Here is a 15,212-nt window from a genome sequence, read left to right on the forward strand (position 1 = left end):
CTGCCTATCGGGTAAGAGCCAGCGCATCGCGCTGGGATGTTTCGATCCGGCGGACCGCCTCATCCTCATCGCGGGTGTGCAGGTTCTCGATGTGTACGAGCGCCCGATCCGAGCCGCCGATACCGGAGGCGCCGCGCGCGGCTAGGGACTGCAGAGCCTTGTTCTGCTCGTAGGTGTAGATCGCTTCCGGCTTCTGGGTTGCGTTCAGCACCTGTGTCAGGCCCGGGTTCAAGACACCGCCGTTGTCGAACAGGAACGGCATGCCGGTCGAACCGATGCCGTCATCCTTGCCGCCCTGGCCGGTGATGAAGTCCGAGACGTTCAGCAGCAGCTTCTTACCGACTCCGATGGCAATGTCTGCCATCATGCCTGCCTGTGGGAAGGCGTCCTTGAACGCGCCGAGCAGCCCGTCGATGATTCCGGCAATCGGGTTCCAGCCAGCGCCGGCCTCCCCGCCGCCGTCCAAGTAGGCGGCAGGGTTGACGTAGCTTGGCCATCCACCATTGAGCACCATGTAGTGCAGGTGCGATCCGGTGGAATTGCCGGTCGAGCCGACTTCGCCGATCTTCATCCCGGCTGTGACCATCTGGCCGAGCTTCACCGCGAACGATGAAAGGTGCGCGTACCAGGTCTGCAGCCCGTTCGGGTGGTCGATGTGGATCTCGTTACCGCCACCGTAGGAAGACCATCCAGCAGAGGACACTCGGCCCGGGCCAGCTGCCACGATGGGCGTGCCGGTCGGTGCCGCGAAGTCGATGCCGTTGTGGCTGGCGCTGAAGGGCTGGGACACTGTGCTGGCCCGCAGCGGGTGAACGAGTCCACCCTTAGCGAAGCCAGCGCCGAACATGGTCCGGACCTTGTCCAAGGACTTGCCCATCATCGCGGCCTTGTTCATCGCGAAGAGGCGAGCGCGCTCGATTGGATCGCGCATGACCTCCGAGACGTAGACGCCTTCACCCTTGCGCATTGGCACGAGCTGGTCGTCGCCGTCCCGCCAGGACGACATGCCCGGCAGGATGCCGCCACGGCGGAACCCTTCAGGGAGGGCTACCCGTGGCAGTTTGTCGATGCCCGGCAGGACGTCTGCGATGCCGTTGAAGGCGTTGATCAGGCCGTCGTTGATGACCGTGTTGATCACGAACCGCACCGGAGCCTTCGCGATGTCCGAGATGGTGTCCCAGGCCTTTTTCACGGCCGAAACGCCCAGCTCGAAGGCTTTCGGGATGTCCTCGTTGATGGCCTTGGCCAGGAAATCGAAGACCGGTTTCAGGACGTTTTCCCACACCCAGGACACGGCCGAGCCGATCCCATCGAAGGCCGGCTTGATCGCGTTTTGCCACAGCCAGTTAGCCGCGTTCGGGATGACGGTTGTGAAGAACCACACCCACGTGTCGAAGACCGGCTTCAGGATGTTGTTCCACAGCCACGTCCCGGCTGCGCCGATGCCATCAAAAATTGGCTTGATGGCGTTCTGGTACATCCAGTTCAGGGCGTTGGGGATGACGACCGTGAAGACCCACACCCACGCATCGAAGGTGGGCTTCAGGACGTTGTTCCACAGCCATGTAGCCGAGGCGGCGATCCCGTCGAAGACGGGGCGGATGATCGTGTCGTAGAGCCAGGTGAAGGCGGCGCTCAGGACGTCGCGGACGAAGGCGACGGTCTGGTTGAAAATCGCGACCGTGAAGTTCCACCAAGAGGCGATCCCGTCACCGATCTGCCGGAACCCATCGATCACGGCGTTCCAGAAGACCATGAAAATCGGGACCAGGACGTAGGTGAAAATGGAGGCAACCAGCTGACCGATTCCTCGGAAGAAGAGGTAGAAGCCGCCGATGATCACCGCGGCCGAATCGAAGATCGGCTTCAGGACCGTCGTGTAGAACCAGGTGAAAGCCGCGCCCACGAAATTCACGGCCGCCATGATCCCGTCGAAGGTCGGCTTCAGGATCGTGTTGTACAGCCAGCCCAGGGCGAAGGAGATCCCGTCGAAGGCTGGCTTCACCGCGTTTTCGTAGAGCCAGATGAAGGCCTGACCGACCCAGCGCATGGCTGCATCGACACCGTCCTTGAACCAGCCCACATTGTTGTAGGCCCACACGAAGGCGCCCACAACGGCGGCGATGATCCCGATGATCCAACCGACCGGACCCATGGCGATCAGCCAGCCAGCGGCGATCTTGGCCGCGTTGATGGTCGCCTGAACGCCCATCATGATCCAGCTGCCCACGATCACAGCCCGGGCCGCGATCATCGAAGCGACGGCCTTGATCGGCTCGACCTGGTACAGCAGCCAGATCGCTGCGGTTTCGGCCGCCGACTTCAGTGCAGCGACCCCCATGGCGATCCAGCCGCCCACCATGACCATGACCGCCCACGAGTGGACGAAGGCGGCCTTCGCAGCGCTGGCCTGTGCCATGCCCCACGCGAGCTTCTGCGTCACGGCGCTGGACAGGGCAGTGACGCCGAGGGACACCCAGTGGGGGATCAGGCTTGCGGTGATCAGGCCAGCGATGATGCTGATCGGCACGCGCATGTCCCACAGGAACTTTGCGACGTCGCCGCCGACCTCGATGACCCTGGTGAGAGCATCGGGGATCTTCAGGACGGTGTCCCGGACCGTCAGCAGGAAGCCGACAACCCGCGAATCCTCTTCCCAGCCGAAGGCGTTCCGCAGGAGACCGGTGTAGTCGCCCTTCACCAGCAGGTCATAGATGCCCTTGGCCCCGTCGCGGACCTTCAGCAGGAAGTCCACCAGAGGGGAGTCTTCCTGCCAGCCGAAGGCCGTCGTGAGCTTGCCGGTGAAGTCTCCCTTCACCAGCAGATCCCACAGCCCCTGCGCGCCCGTCAGAGCCCGGTCCAAGACCGTGCCAATGGCCGCCCCTGCGACCTTCGCGCCTTCCTCCAAGGGCTTCAGCCACTCGATAGCCCCAGCGAAGAAATCGCGGATCTTCGGGTACACCCCGGACAGCAGGCTTGCGCCGATACGGCCGAGGGATGCCATCGTATTCTTGAAGGCACCCTGCAGGGTCTCGCCCGACTTCTGAGCTGCCCCACCCAGACCGGACTCCATGGCCTTCTGGAAGGTCTCAAAGTTGATCTTGCCCTCAGAGGCCAGCTTCAGGGTTTCATCAGCTGTCTTGCCCAGTTCCTTACCGAGCAGCTGCACGATGGGGATACCCGCGTCGTTCAGCTGGGCAATGACGTCGCCCTGGATCTTGTTCGAGGAAGCGACCTTGTTGAAGATCGCCCCCATTTCGCCCATGCCGACGCCTGCGATGGTCGCGGCGTCACCGGTCAGCTTCAGCGTCCGCTCAAGCTCCTTGCCGGGCTTCACCCCGGCGGCCACAGCGCCGGCGGCGACCGAGGCAGCTTCGTCGAGTCCGAACGCCGTGCCCTTCACCGAGGCCATGGCGTCATTCATGATGCCCTTGACGGCCTCGGCGTCGTGCCCGAGGCCTGAGAGCTTGGCGCGGGCGTTCTCGATGGCCTGCAGGCGACTGAAGCCCTTGGTGAGGGCTACACCGAGCGTGGTGACGGCGGCCGTGCCCACTGCCACCGCGCCCCACTTCAGGCCGTTAGAGACCGCGCTGCCCAGGCGGGAGACCTTCTTTTCGGACTCGCCCGCCTGGTCGCCGACGCCTTTGAGCTTCTTTTCCAGCTCCGCCGATGACTTGGCCGACTGATCCTGCGCCGATTTCAGATCGGTTGTGGCATCCGCTAGGGACTTCTCAGCGGTCTTTCGTGAGTCGGTGGCCGTCGCGGCCTTCCGCCGTGCGTTCTGCAGCGCTTCCTCTGCCGCTGCGACCTGGGAGGCCTTGGCCTTTGAGTTGTCCCGTACCTCCTGCAGCTTCAGCTCAGCGACCCGGACCGCACCCAGGGCCTTCGCCTCGGCCTCGGTCGAGGAAGCGATCTTCGACTGGGCTGCCGAGATCTGGGCTTGTGACCTGGTGATGGTCTTCTCAGCCGCGGCGACTTCGGACTTGAGCTTAGAAACGCCCTCTGAGAAGCCTGCCGAGACACCCCGCGCCATCCGTTGACCAGCGGAGCGGCCAGCGTTGGTGCTGATGCCGTCCATGATCTGGGAGACCTCGGCCTGGGTTCCCTTGAAGGTGGGCTTCACGAGAACTTCGGCTACGCCAATGACGGGCATCAAGGCCTCCTATTGAGTTGTCACAGGTCCTCCGGGGAGAACCCGAGCTGGCCGGCGAAGTCCACCGCCCATTCGCGTTCGGCGATCTTCATGGCTTCCTGGATCGCGGTCTTGGGCGTGGGGAATGGTTTGACTTCGCCAGGCTTGCCGCCGTTCGCCTTGCTGGTGATGGCGATGAGAGTCTTCAGATCGTTGGCAACTGAGCTGAGGATTGTCGCGTGGAGATCCCATTCGGCCGTGCGCGGGGACCACGGCTTTTGCTCTTTCCCCTGTCGCGACTTGGCGATTGCCTCAGCGGCTTCAGGGTCGTTGGCTATCGCCTCGTTGAGCCTGCTGGCGGCGGGCAGCATGTCGATTAGTTCGAGTAGTGCCACCCACCGGCCAGCGTGGTACCACTCCGTCAGGTCCACGCCGGGATACTCGTGTGCGAGGTCGGCGCGGATCTGCGGGCGGTAGCGCTCTAGGAGCCCTCGGAGGCGGTATCTTCCCCCTGGGCACCCCAGACGCCTTCGTAGTGCGCCATGACGGCGCTGACTACCGGGCCGAGTTTCCGCGGCGATGGGTACTCGGCGGTGAGGGCCTTGTAGTCCTCTTCCGAGAGCCAACGCTTCAGCGCTGGTGACATCTTGCCGGTTCGCCGCCCGTTGTCGAGGTCATCAAAGAATGCCTCTGCTTCCTCCAACGGAAGATCGTGGACATCCGGGAACGTGATCAGCTTCCCGTTTGCGAGGGGGTACTGGGCCGGATCGTTGTTCTCCGCCTCAACCTTGACGCGCTTGATGTTGCCGATCGGCTTGTCGTTGTTTTTTGCTGCCATGGTGCTACCTCCGGGTGGTGAGGGTTGGTTACTTGGTGGACTTGGATGCGGGCTTGACGCCCTCGGGACGGCCGGTGTCGTTGGTGACGATCACCGGAGCGGGCGGCAGTTCTCCGCCCTCGTTGAAGGCCGGCGTCTCGTCCTTCTCCTCGAGGAATCCGCGAGCGCGGAGCTCGCTGATTTCGTTCGGGAGGGAGGTTTCGAGGGTCAGGCCGTCTTTGGTGAATTTCGGCATTGCTGGCTCCCTTGATGGGGTCTGGGTGGTTTGAGTTTTTGAGCGGGCCGCGCCACTACCACCCGGAAGAGTGGCGCGGCCCGCGGTCTGTTGGTTACGGCGTTGCTGGGGTGAAACCGAGTGCCGTCTTGTGCTTCAGTGCGCCCGTGCCGCCGATGTACTTACGTGCGGGGGTGCCCAGCTCGTCATCGTTGAAGATGTCGAGTGTGATCGGCTTGGTGACGGGATCGCTCGATCCCCACTTTTCGTTGTCCGTGGATGCGAGCTTGACCAGCGGGAAGCCTTTGCCGAGGATCCAGTTGTTGTCTGCCGGACCGTCGTGGCCGATGATCAGGAGCCGGTATTCCTTGCCGGTCGGCAGATCGAGTTCGTCATAGACGATCTCGCCGGTGGTCTGGTCCTGGGTGATGGCGCTGAGGTCAAGACCGTCGGTGAGTTCGAGCATGTGCCGGCGGCCATGTTCCAGCGGCGTGAAGGTGACGGATCGGGCCACTCCGGTGGTGTCGGATCGCGCCGGGCCGGCATAACCGAAGGCGCTGACGTCTTCCTTGCTGATTTCCCGGCCGAAGTCGTAACCGTCCGGGGTGACGATGCCGACAGGCTTCCAGCCCAGTGTTTTCAGATCCAGCAGAGTGCCGGCGCCCGTGAAGAGCGTTTCGGGAAGGTCAACAGTGGTCGGAGCGATGACGGCGAGCGCCTTCTGGATCTTGCGGATCAGGGCGCGGTCGTCGAAGTCCTGACGGAGTGTGTCGAAAGTTGGCATGACAAAGAACCCCTTTCAAGGGCAAGTGGTGTGCGTTGATCCCCCTGGGAGGGGTTAGAGGGGGCGGGACGTGACGGTGAACGTCGCGTCCGCCTTATTGAGCGTGTCCGAGGTGTAGGGGACATCGGTGGGCACCTGGTCGACGGCGAGGCCATCGAGGTAGCCGCTGGGCGTTTCGATATCTGTGCCGCAGATGAAGGCCTTAATCGATTCCAGCGTGTTCACCGCGGCCCGGCCCGGGGCGTAGCATTCGAGCGCTACCTTGTCGGTGCGGTCTACGTAGCCCTCCGTGCCGCCCGGGAGAGCGTAGATCAGGACGACGGGGAACGGTCCCTGCAGCACGCCGTACTCGTCCGCGTCCAGGTGCAGGACGGCCCGGACTGGCTGATCCAGGTGCTCTGTCCCGTCGATGAGATCCATCATGCATTCCAGGGGGTCCGGGAAGACCAAGCCATCCATCATCGGCGTCCGCCTCTCATAGCTTTCATCACCCGCAGCAGGATCGAGTTGCGGGCGTCCCGCACATCAGGGGTGGTCTCGCGGACCACCGCCCCGGAGCGGCGTTCGTTCTTCCACCCAGCTGTCACAGTGGACGGTGCTGCCTCGTAGTTTCCCTTGCCTGCGGCCTGGGCGTTCCCGGCCAGCTTGCGGGCCGCTGCGATGGTGACGGCAGCGGTCTTGCTGTTCTGCCCGAGCTGGCGAAGCCCGTCGTCATCGGCGTAGTAGGTCCGTGAGCCCCGCATCTTCCGCAGCGCCATCAGGACATCACCAACGTCACTTCGACGCCCATCGGCCATTCAGCCGGTCGGCCGTCCACGGACCACTCACCGGCCATAAGCTCACCCTCAGGGACGCGGACGCGGTCTTTGTTCTGGAACGAGAAACCCGGATCCGGATCCCGGTACAGGGATGCCCTGCTCGATGCTGCTGCGGAACGGTTGTCGCCGCTGAACGAAGAACCCGGGGCAACGATGCAATCGGTCACCGAGATCTCTTCTGGGGTGACCGGGTTGCCCTTGGCGTCGCGGCCGCCGCCGCGCAGCACGACCACATCAGTCAAATACTCTTCGGGGAAGGAGCTGATGAAACTCACTGGCTCACCCCCTCAGGCCACTCAAAGATGCTTTCGTACCGGCCAGCCGGTGGAGCCCAGAACCTCGGCTCCACCGTGGCCCGGCCCTCGAAGACCTCAACCATCCAGTCCTCAATGTTCGAAGGATTCGTGCTGCCCGCTTCAAACGTGGCCGAGAGCGACATAGGGCCAGTGGTCTTGCTGAAAGACTTCGCCCCGCGGACAGGCGAACCTTCCACAGCGCTGAGCACCATCTGCACCACGACGTCGGCGACGTCTTCAGCAGTCAGCAGGTCACCAGGGTTGGCGATCCGTTCATCAACGTCCCGCCACCGTCGCCGGATAGCCCGCGAGGCCATGCCCAGGTAATACTCCGCCTTCGGCTTCTCAGCAGCACGGAGCGGGCGCCACGCCTTTTCCACCGTCTCAAGCTCAGCCAGATCTTCCGCCATGACGCCCACCCCCTCTACTTGGTTGCTGCTGTCTTGCCGGCAGCGGTCTTGGCGTCCGCAGCTGCTTTCGCATCTGCAGCTGCTTTGGCGTCCGCTGCAGCTTTCGCGTCGGCGGCTGCCTTGGCATCGGCGGCGGCCTTCGCCTCGGCTGCAGCTTTCGCAGCGGCCTCCTTGTCGGCTTCGGATTCTTCCGCGGGTGCGGCCTTGACCTTCTCGACCCGGCCCAGCTTTTCGAGCTGGTCCAGGATGCCCTGGTCAACGCCGGCGGGGATGATGTCCCCGCGGTCCACGAAGCGGGCGACGCGGTTGCCGTCGGCCGGGCCGACTGCGACCTTCACGACCGGGGCGGTCGCCTTGTACGTTGCTTTGGTTTCAGCCATCGTTAGGCCCCCGTTCCGGTGAGGTGGAAGCCAGCGAGCGGGTTAGCGACCACCGGCACGTGCGGGTTGCGCGCCTGGATGCGCGTCTTGTCCGAGGTTTCGCGGAATGTCGCGATCTCGACGCCCGTGTCGCTTCCGACGGGACGGTACTCGGGCGAGGGGATGTTCTCCCGGCCGATGCCGCCGAGGCGGCGCCGGTCCACGAACAGCGGATCGGAGAACTCGTCGTCATCGCTGGCAACCCAGGTGATACCGCCGATGGTTGGGAAGTTGCCCGTGAGGGCCGTGTTGTCGTTGTCCGGGAGGACATCGAGCAGCTCAGGGATGACTTCGGCATGCTGTTCTCCGTTGAGGACAACAGTGTCGATCTCATATCCGAGCTTCAGGCGGCGGGCAGCAGCCTGCACACGGAGCGCGTCCTTGAGGATCTGCTTCCCGTTCGTCCAGGGATTCCCTGCGGTGAGCGTCTGGGTGATGGCGGACTGAACCACACCGAGCGCCAGCTCGTTCGCGCTGAACACCAGCTCTGTCTGCAGGAACAGCATGGCCTCATCGATGGGCCGGCGCAGGTTGCGCCCCACTTCCTCATCGACGACTTCGGTGGCAATGCCGTCCTTCTGAGCCGTGTAGATCTCGTACTGCTCTTGGCTCAACGGAGTCAGCTTGTACTCCGCGCCGGGGGCGACCTTCTCAGCGCCGCGGTCAGTGCGGATCTTCTCGTTCACCGGAACGGCGATGGCCCCGCCCTTGACCTCGTAACGTCCCTGCAGGAGGAACAGGCCGATGAACTGCTGGGCCGTGAGGATTTCACCAAGACGGCGGGCCAGCTGCGTGGGGCTCTGGATGAATGCGATCAGCTGCTCCGCAGTGGCCTGCGAAGTCTGGCTGGGAGTGAGGGGGTAAGTCCTCATCTAACTACCTTCCCTTCTAGAGTTCGAGAGCCTCGACGGATGCGCCGTCAGCGGCCGAGGTGAGCGCGATGTAGTACGCCGTGCCAGCGTTCAGGGTGCGGACCTTGCCCGCGCCGGCCGTTTCCAGCCGCTGGCCGCGGGTGACCGCACCGGATGCAGTGAGCAGGTGGACCGTCTTGTTGACCTCGACGGTCACCTTGTCGCCGATAGCGGCATCGTGACCGGCGACGCCGACAACCTTCGTGGAAGCAGCTCCGGCAGGAGCCACCGAGCGGTCCGACGCTCCGACCTCCACGGGGTGACCGCCTGTGACAGCCGTGGTGACGCCGAAGCTCACCGTCTGGCCGGGACGGAACAGAGGCAAGTACTGAGCCATAGTCAGGACTCCTTCGGGAAGACGTGGTTGTAAGCGGTGTCCTCGTCGGTCGATACCTCGACGCCACCGGTGTAACCCAGGCTGTCAACCGGGACGAGACCCGGTTCGAGGGAAGCGAGGGTGTCAGCCATGCCCGGATCGGCCTCAAGGGAGTTGAGCCAGTGATCACGACGGGCCGGGGGAATGCGGCCGTCCTGCACGGCGGCGTTGACGAGCGCGTTGCGTTCGTCAGTCAGCTGCTGCTGACGGGCCACACGGCCATCATCAGCAGCGTTACGCAGCTCCTGATACTGGGCCGCGTCCAGCACGACCGTTCCGGGCGCCTGGGCGGCTGCTGCAGCCGCCGGGGCCTCTTCGGTCTCCTGCTCTTCGAGTACCTCGTCCAAGGCATCAAGCAGCTGGTCATCGTTGAGTTCCGCGTCAGCCCGGATGCCGAGCCGTTCACGAAGCCCCTGTGTCAGTTTTGCCGACATAGTGTCGGTTCCTTTCTCTTCGGGGGTGATGGTGTCCTTCGGCTCGGCCGGAGGTTCTTGGATGGTCTTCTCGACCATGTGAGCTGCCGCTGCGAGCGCTGAGCCGTTGACCAGGCTGAGCTGGGGGCGGCGTTCGCGGTGGCTGTTGACTGCCGGTGCCGGTGCGTTTTGGCGGCCGGCGTGGGCAAAGATGGATAGGTCGAAGCGGTTGCTTGCGTCCTCGGTTTCGGGTTTCTTGGCGATTTTGGCGACGCGGTCAGCGAGCCCGGCGGTCACAGCTTCATCTGCCGTGTACCAGGTCTCTGCTTTCATGGCGGCCCGCCATTCGTCTTCGGTGCCGCCTGCCCGCTCGGCGTAGATCCCGGCGATGGTTCCGGAGATCCGGTCAAGGTCTCCGGCGACTTTCTGCAGCGTTTCGGCGTTGCCGTACGCGAAGGACCAAGCCTCATGGATCATCAGCTCCGAGCCTTGGCCCATGACAACCTCATCGGCGGCCTGGATGATGAACGAGGCAGCGGAGGCTGCCAGCCCGTCCACGGTGGCCACGACAGTGGCCTTGTGCCGGCGGAGGGCGTTCATGATCGCCACGCCGTCATAGACGGATCCGCCGGGGGAGTTGACGTACAGGTTGATGGTGGAGACGTCCAGTTCGGACAGTTCGCGGACGAACCGAGACGCGCTCACGCCCCACCAGCTGTCGATCATCTCGTAGATGTAGAGGTCCGCCGTGTCGGTCTCGGTAGAGGCTTCCATCCGGTACCAAGGCCCCGACGCTGCGGAGGGTTTGAGCATTCGAATTGTCATGTGTTCTCCGTTGCGGTTCGGGGGAGTGGATCCCGGGCGGTGCTGGGATCGGCTTCGGGCATGCCGTAGGTGTTTCGCAGGAAGTCGTCCAGCTTCTGATCTGCCTTGATCGCTCCGCAGTCGATGAGCATCTTGATCGCCTCGGCCGTTGGCGCGTGCCGCGAGCCGATCTCTTCGAAGACCAGTCGCGGAGCCGGTTCGTTGACTCCCCAGTTGACGTCCACGATGTCTTCGATGACGTGCTGAGTAGTGGTGTCAGCGATCTGCATCGCAAGGGTCTGCAGAGACAGAGTGAAGAAGTCCGCGAAGGTGGAGCCAAGCGCCCAGGAACCTGTCTCGGTGCCGAGGTTCAGGAAGTGCGCCAGGACCGCCCGTGCGATCTGCTCGTCGTAGTAGCGGATCGGCGTGTCGGCATCCGGCAAAGTGCCGGTGACGCCCTTGAGCTCCAGTTCCGCCTCATTCGGGATGGCCCCGCCGGAGTTGTCTCCGGATCGGAGACCCTTGGCGAGTTTGAGACCAGCGTCGAGTTCCTTGTTCTCCCTGGATACGCGATCTTCACCGGTGACAGAGTCATGGATCTTTGATGCCTTGTAGACCGGGATGCCCATGCCGTTGCGGTCCAGGGTCTGGGCCTGCACCCGCAGCGCCCGATCCTTCAGCAGCCAGTTCTTGTACGCGGGCCGCAGGATGGACTGACCGAGCCAGTTGCCGCCCTCGCGGTCGTTGACGTACACGACCAGCCGCTCTATGCCCATCGGCTTGCCGTTGTGCTGTTGGATGGATACCAGCCCGCCGTCAGGGGCGACATCGATGCGGGAGATTGTTTTGGGTGGGCGCCATGCCAGCTTCCGGAGTCGGGCCATGCCAGCTTCGTCGATGCGGTACTGCTGTTCAAACACAGAGTGCCCGAAGGGGAGCATCAGAAGGGCCAGCCGAAGATGTTCCGGCCAAGAGAAGCGGTCACGGGTCCGGACCACTGGGATACTCTCGGCTCCGACCAGGGGAAGACCAAGATCGTCGGCCACCCTTTGGGCCACCTCTGGGCGGCAACCGCTGCCGTCGATCCGCCATTTCGTCCGGCGGATCGGCAGGGTCATGGCCCGCAGCACAGAAGTGATCTGGGCATCTTGGCGGCGCATCCGGTCGTAGACCTCAATGTTGTGAGGCCACAGCAGTTCGGGCGTTTCTTCTGCGTCGAGATTGGTCCACCAGTCGCTGGCTTTCGTTGCGTAGCCGACTTCCGTGAGGGGAGCGGCTGTGACGGGCTCGGCTTTGTTCTTGCGTGAGCTTGCCGATTTCCACCACTTCACCAAGGCGCACTCCTTTCATCAGAAGCCCATACGGGCCACGTTGTCTTCGACGTAGGTCGTTTCCTCGGTTGTCACCGCAGCTGGTGGCGGCGGTGGTGGCGGCGGTTCGATCACCCGGCGACTCATGAGCCACTTGGCGGCGATGAAGGCCATCAGCGGGGCGATCTCCGCCGGGGACGCGTTGCGGTCTGGCAGGGCAGCGCCGCCGCTGAAGATCTTCAACACCGCGACGGCTGCCGCGGTGTCCAGGACCGGCTGCGGATTGTGCCTGACCGTCTCGTCACGGACGGCATCAAAGACGTCAGCCCAACCGCTAGTGAGGTCGCTTCCTGACCACTCAACAACCGGGATCGTGAACTCTTCGTCGGCCGCCAAATCCTCCATCAGCGGGGAGATCGGTGCGCCCCTGGACTGGCCGGCAATCGCCTTGATCCTGCCGCGGCGCTTGTCGTCCATCAGCCAGCCCTTGACCCAGTCCGACCCGGGCCGGGCGGTCACGATTTCGACCTGATACTTTCCGTCTGCCCTGAAGCCGCCAAAGGCGATGTAGGTCATTGACCGGTCGTGGGATTGATCCACGCCCGCCCAGACGGGTGAGCCCGGGATGATCCGGTCCTCTTCGGCGACGGTCACGCTGCCGTCGTCGAGTTTGACCAGTTCGTTTTTGCCCTTGTCCCATGCTCCTGGCGGGAACGGCCCCAGTAGGGTGCCTTCTGACCATTGGCAACCGACCTCGGTGCGGAAGACCCATTCAGGGTCCGTGCGGCAGGCCGCTGCGATGGTGCGCTCGGTGAAGCCCGGGTTCCAGTTCAGCGAAGGATTCGCTTGCGCCCAGCCCTGCCGGTCACGCTTGTCAGTTCCCGGGGCCATGGACCATTCACCGAGGAACAGGGTGTCTTCGTCCTGTTCGAACTCGGCTAGCTCGTCATCGTCGAGATCGTTGAGATCGCCCGCGACCAGATCGGCGACGTCGAGCGCCGTTGGTCCTGCAGCTCCGATTTCTTCGCAGATGCCGTCCGGATCCCCGATGGCCTCGTGGGCCATCTTCCGGAGGTACTTCAGGACGATGGATGTCATATCGCCGGCGTTGGACAAGGCGAGGATGAGGGCCTCGGCCTGTGCCATGGTCGTCTTGGTGATCGCGCCCCAAGCTTCCCAATTCTGATGTTCGCGCAGCTCGTCGAGCATGATCAGGTTGCCGGTGAAGCCACGGCCGGCGCGGCGGTTGGCTGCCTTGACCTTATACCGGCTGCCTGTCTTCAGCTCGAGGGCTTTTTTGCCGTTGACCTTCACGACGCGCTTAAGGAGCTTGGATAGTTCCTCGTCCTCTTCCACGAGGTCTACAGCGCCCTGCCATACTTCCTCGGCGGTTTCGAGATCCTGCGCAGTACCCATGACAAGGGGCCAGCCCCAGACGATCATGAACCACAGCGCCAGCACCTGTGACAGCGTGCTCTTGCCGTTCTGACGGGCGATCAGGACGACCGCCGTGCGGAACCTCAGCGAGCCATCCGGAAGGAGTTCCAGCATCCGGCACAGCAGCACCTTCTGCCACGGGTACAGATCCACGCCCAGGACGTCGCGGGCGAAGTCAATGACGTCATAGCCAAGCGTCGTTTCCGGCGTCAGTGCCCGCAGCGGTGGGGTGCAGATACGCGGTTCGGCGTACCCGTAGATCTTCTTGCGCTTAGCCCCGGACTGGTCCGGTTCAGGAACGTGGCAGATCTGGCGGTAATAGTCGCCCGGGTCTACCGCGTTAGGGCCACTAACCGGATCTGCGTGCCCTGGCGCGTTCTTGGAGGTCTGAGACACTGGCTACCCCCGGCTTGGATTCTTCGGCCGGCTTTTCGTCCTCAGCTGGTGCAGGGACGGGAACCCCGACGCCCGGGATCGAGGCCGGTGTTACCTGCAGCTCGGCGCAGGCTTTCAGATACTGGGGAACAGTCGTGGTCATGGCCTTCTGAAGGGCCTCCATGCTGTCCCGCTGGGCTTCGTCGATCATCCAGGCCAGAGTCTTCAGCGCAGCGACGGGACCAGCGAAGCGCGGCCCGTGCAGGTGCTTGGCCTCGGTGATGGTCCGTGCGGTCGCGTCTGCGATGTAGCCGCTCTTCCTGGTCGGCTTCACGAGAGGGGCAAACCGGTCGCCCCACACTCGGATCTGCTCGGCCGTGGACCGCTCGACGGCGAGCGCGGGGTGAGGGATGACCTTGCCCCGGGTGTCGGTGACAACCATGCCTTCGTCTTCGATCCGGCCGCGGGCTTCACGTAGGCGGGCGGTGAGGGTGCAGTAGGTTTCCAGTGCTACCCGGTCAACCTTTCCCACCAGGTCATTGCTGGCCACGATTTCGCGCCACACGTCCGCAACGGGTTTGGGCAGGTGGTCGGGGGCCTCGACCGGCTCTAGGGCGTCGGACGGTTTGCGTTTGGTCATAGGTTCAACTCCCCGATCTTCATCTTGCCGACGTCGAGCGGCTTCGTGGACAGGTGACCGATGGTGATCGAGTGCAACGGGCGGGCCTCAATGGCAGGCCATTCGGAGACGGTCCGGGGCCGCAGCCGGGCCACAAGGTCTGACAGTTGCCGTCGGGACTTCCGCCAGTCGATCAGCAGGGCAATGTCGGAGACGCTCATTGCCGGGTAGTCGGCCAGAACGTCCCGTACGGCCGGTTCGGCGTCCTCGGAAGCTGAGGGCCGATAGTAGCTGTCCCTGGCCCCCGGGCGCAGCGCTCGGCGTACGGCGTTCCGTGACGCCCCGCGGTCCCGGCTTATCCCTCGGATGGATTCGCCGCCCTTGTGCGCTGCTTGGAAGGTTTGACGGTCATGCATTTAGAAGTAGCCGACGACTGCCGGTTCCTTGCTCGTCAGGACAAGAGGCGCGAGCGCTTCCATTTCGCCATGGTTCACGCTGGCCGGAATGTAGATGCGGTCAAAGCTGTAGTTGTTCCGAGTTCCCCGGGTCGCCAGGAACCGGATGAATCCTCCGCCGCTGAAGTCGATCCCGGCCCTGCCGTTGACCTTACTGACCCTCTTGACCTCAACGTCACCGCCTAGGGCTTCAAGGAAGTCCTCGACCAGTTCCTGAGCGGCCTCTCGGTCGAAGGAGAAAACGCCGATGCGCGATCCACCCGCCGCCCAGGCAATGACGTCCTGGATGGGCGGCCCAACCTTTGGCTTCGGGCGTCCGGTCCCGGCCAGCTCATCACCCACCGCAGCGGCGAAGTCTTTGAGGCGGTCGGCCAGTTCAGCTTCATCTACGCGGACGCGCGCGGTGATGGAGACGTTGCCGACGGTATGGATCTTCTCGCTCACGACAGGCAACTCGATTTCGCCGATGTCGGATGGTTCGGCGTCGCCGATTCTGGCGGAAATGACCAGTGTGAGATTGCCAGCAATTGCCATGACTGAACCGGGCCTTTCGGGTAAGATGATGGGTCCGTTTTCCCCGCCAATTCAACGATCTTGGGGT

At 63.7% G+C, this 15,212-nt stretch carries 18 protein-coding genes; all 18 read right to left on the reverse strand.

The genetic code is table 11. From position 1 onward, the window contains the following. Positions 1-4 precede the first annotated feature (4 nt). The 18 genes from ACIQTZ_RS00295 to ACIQTZ_RS00380 all read right to left on the reverse strand — a co-directional run bounded on the left by ACIQTZ_RS00295 (position 5) and on the right by ACIQTZ_RS00380 (position 15,145). Positions 5-4,153 (reverse strand): peptidoglycan DD-metalloendopeptidase family protein, encoded by a 4,149-nt coding sequence (locus ACIQTZ_RS00295; RefSeq protein WP_402976453.1) that lies wholly within the window; start codon positions 4,151-4,153, stop codon positions 5-7. Between the two features lie 20 nt (positions 4,154-4,173). Continuing rightward, positions 4,174-4,563 (reverse strand): hypothetical protein, encoded by a 390-nt coding sequence (locus ACIQTZ_RS00300; protein WP_402976456.1) that lies wholly within the window; start codon positions 4,561-4,563, stop codon positions 4,174-4,176. Between the two features lie 50 nt (positions 4,564-4,613). Next, positions 4,614-4,970 (reverse strand): hypothetical protein, encoded by a 357-nt coding sequence (locus tag ACIQTZ_RS00305; protein WP_402976459.1) that lies wholly within the window; start codon positions 4,968-4,970, stop codon positions 4,614-4,616. A gap of 28 nt (positions 4,971-4,998) precedes the next feature. After that, positions 4,999-5,205: a hypothetical protein gene (locus ACIQTZ_RS00310; protein WP_402976462.1), complete on the reverse strand. Its 207-nt coding sequence runs from the start codon at positions 5,203-5,205 to the stop codon at positions 4,999-5,001. Between the two features lie 94 nt (positions 5,206-5,299). Next, positions 5,300-5,968 carry a hypothetical protein gene (locus ACIQTZ_RS00315; protein ID WP_402976465.1) on the reverse strand — a complete coding sequence of 223 codons (669 nt, stop codon included), beginning with the start codon at positions 5,966-5,968 and terminating at the stop codon, positions 5,300-5,302. Between the two features lie 54 nt (positions 5,969-6,022). Then, positions 6,023-6,430 carry a hypothetical protein gene (locus ACIQTZ_RS00320; protein WP_402976468.1) on the reverse strand — a complete coding sequence of 136 codons (408 nt, stop codon included), beginning with the start codon at positions 6,428-6,430 and terminating at the stop codon, positions 6,023-6,025. Next, positions 6,427-6,726 carry a hypothetical protein gene (locus ACIQTZ_RS00325; RefSeq protein ID WP_402976471.1) on the reverse strand — a complete coding sequence of 100 codons (300 nt, stop codon included), beginning with the start codon at positions 6,724-6,726 and terminating at the stop codon, positions 6,427-6,429. The genes ACIQTZ_RS00320 and ACIQTZ_RS00325 overlap by 4 nt, the downstream gene beginning before the upstream one ends. Continuing rightward, positions 6,726-7,061, reverse strand: coding sequence for a hypothetical protein (locus ACIQTZ_RS00330; RefSeq protein ID WP_402976474.1), 336 nt, complete (start codon positions 7,059-7,061; stop codon positions 6,726-6,728). The genes ACIQTZ_RS00325 and ACIQTZ_RS00330 overlap by 1 nt, the downstream gene beginning before the upstream one ends. Beyond that, positions 7,058-7,492 (reverse strand): Gp19/Gp15/Gp42 family protein, encoded by a 435-nt coding sequence (locus ACIQTZ_RS00335; protein ID WP_402976477.1) that lies wholly within the window; start codon positions 7,490-7,492, stop codon positions 7,058-7,060. The genes ACIQTZ_RS00330 and ACIQTZ_RS00335 overlap by 4 nt, the downstream gene beginning before the upstream one ends. Positions 7,493-7,506: 14 nt before the next feature. Next, complete coding sequence (locus ACIQTZ_RS00340) at positions 7,507-7,872, reverse strand: hypothetical protein (RefSeq protein WP_402976480.1); 366 nt, start codon at positions 7,870-7,872, stop codon at positions 7,507-7,509. 2 nt (positions 7,873-7,874) lie between these two features. After that, positions 7,875-8,783, reverse strand: a complete 909-nt coding sequence (locus ACIQTZ_RS00345) for a hypothetical protein (protein ID WP_402976483.1) — start codon at positions 8,781-8,783, stop codon at positions 7,875-7,877. A 16-nt stretch (positions 8,784-8,799) separates the two neighbouring features. Next, the gene (locus tag ACIQTZ_RS00350; protein WP_402976486.1) at positions 8,800-9,159 is read right to left on the reverse strand and encodes a capsid cement protein; all 360 of its coding nucleotides are present in this window, start codon (positions 9,157-9,159) and stop codon (positions 8,800-8,802) included. Positions 9,160-9,161: 2 nt separating this feature from the next. Continuing rightward, on the reverse strand, positions 9,162-10,436 hold the full coding sequence (locus ACIQTZ_RS00355; RefSeq protein ID WP_402976489.1) for a head maturation protease, ClpP-related: 1,275 nt from the start codon (positions 10,434-10,436) through the stop codon (positions 9,162-9,164). Continuing rightward, positions 10,433-11,746, reverse strand: coding sequence for a hypothetical protein (locus ACIQTZ_RS00360; protein ID WP_402976492.1), 1,314 nt, complete (start codon positions 11,744-11,746; stop codon positions 10,433-10,435). Before ACIQTZ_RS00360 ends, ACIQTZ_RS00355 begins: the two co-directional genes overlap by 4 nt. An 18-nt stretch (positions 11,747-11,764) precedes the next feature. Beyond that, a complete protein-coding gene (locus ACIQTZ_RS00365) occupies positions 11,765-13,558 on the reverse strand; it encodes a terminase large subunit domain-containing protein (protein ID WP_402976495.1) in 1,794 nt (597 codons plus the stop codon). Next, the gene (locus tag ACIQTZ_RS00370; protein WP_402976497.1) at positions 13,512-14,177 is read right to left on the reverse strand and encodes a P27 family phage terminase small subunit; all 666 of its coding nucleotides are present in this window, start codon (positions 14,175-14,177) and stop codon (positions 13,512-13,514) included. The genes ACIQTZ_RS00365 and ACIQTZ_RS00370 overlap by 47 nt, the downstream gene beginning before the upstream one ends. Next, positions 14,174-14,572, reverse strand: a complete 399-nt coding sequence (locus ACIQTZ_RS00375; RefSeq protein ID WP_402976500.1) for a hypothetical protein — start codon at positions 14,570-14,572, stop codon at positions 14,174-14,176. The genes ACIQTZ_RS00370 and ACIQTZ_RS00375 overlap by 4 nt, the downstream gene beginning before the upstream one ends. Continuing rightward, the gene (locus ACIQTZ_RS00380) at positions 14,573-15,145 is read right to left on the reverse strand and encodes a hypothetical protein (protein ID WP_402976502.1); all 573 of its coding nucleotides are present in this window, start codon (positions 15,143-15,145) and stop codon (positions 14,573-14,575) included. It abuts the gene before it with no gap. Between the last annotated feature and the right edge of the window lie 67 nt (positions 15,146-15,212).

The sequence above is a fragment of the Paenarthrobacter sp. NPDC090520 genome (assembly GCF_044769205.1).
GTDB lineage: Bacteria > Actinomycetota > Actinomycetes > Actinomycetales > Micrococcaceae > Arthrobacter.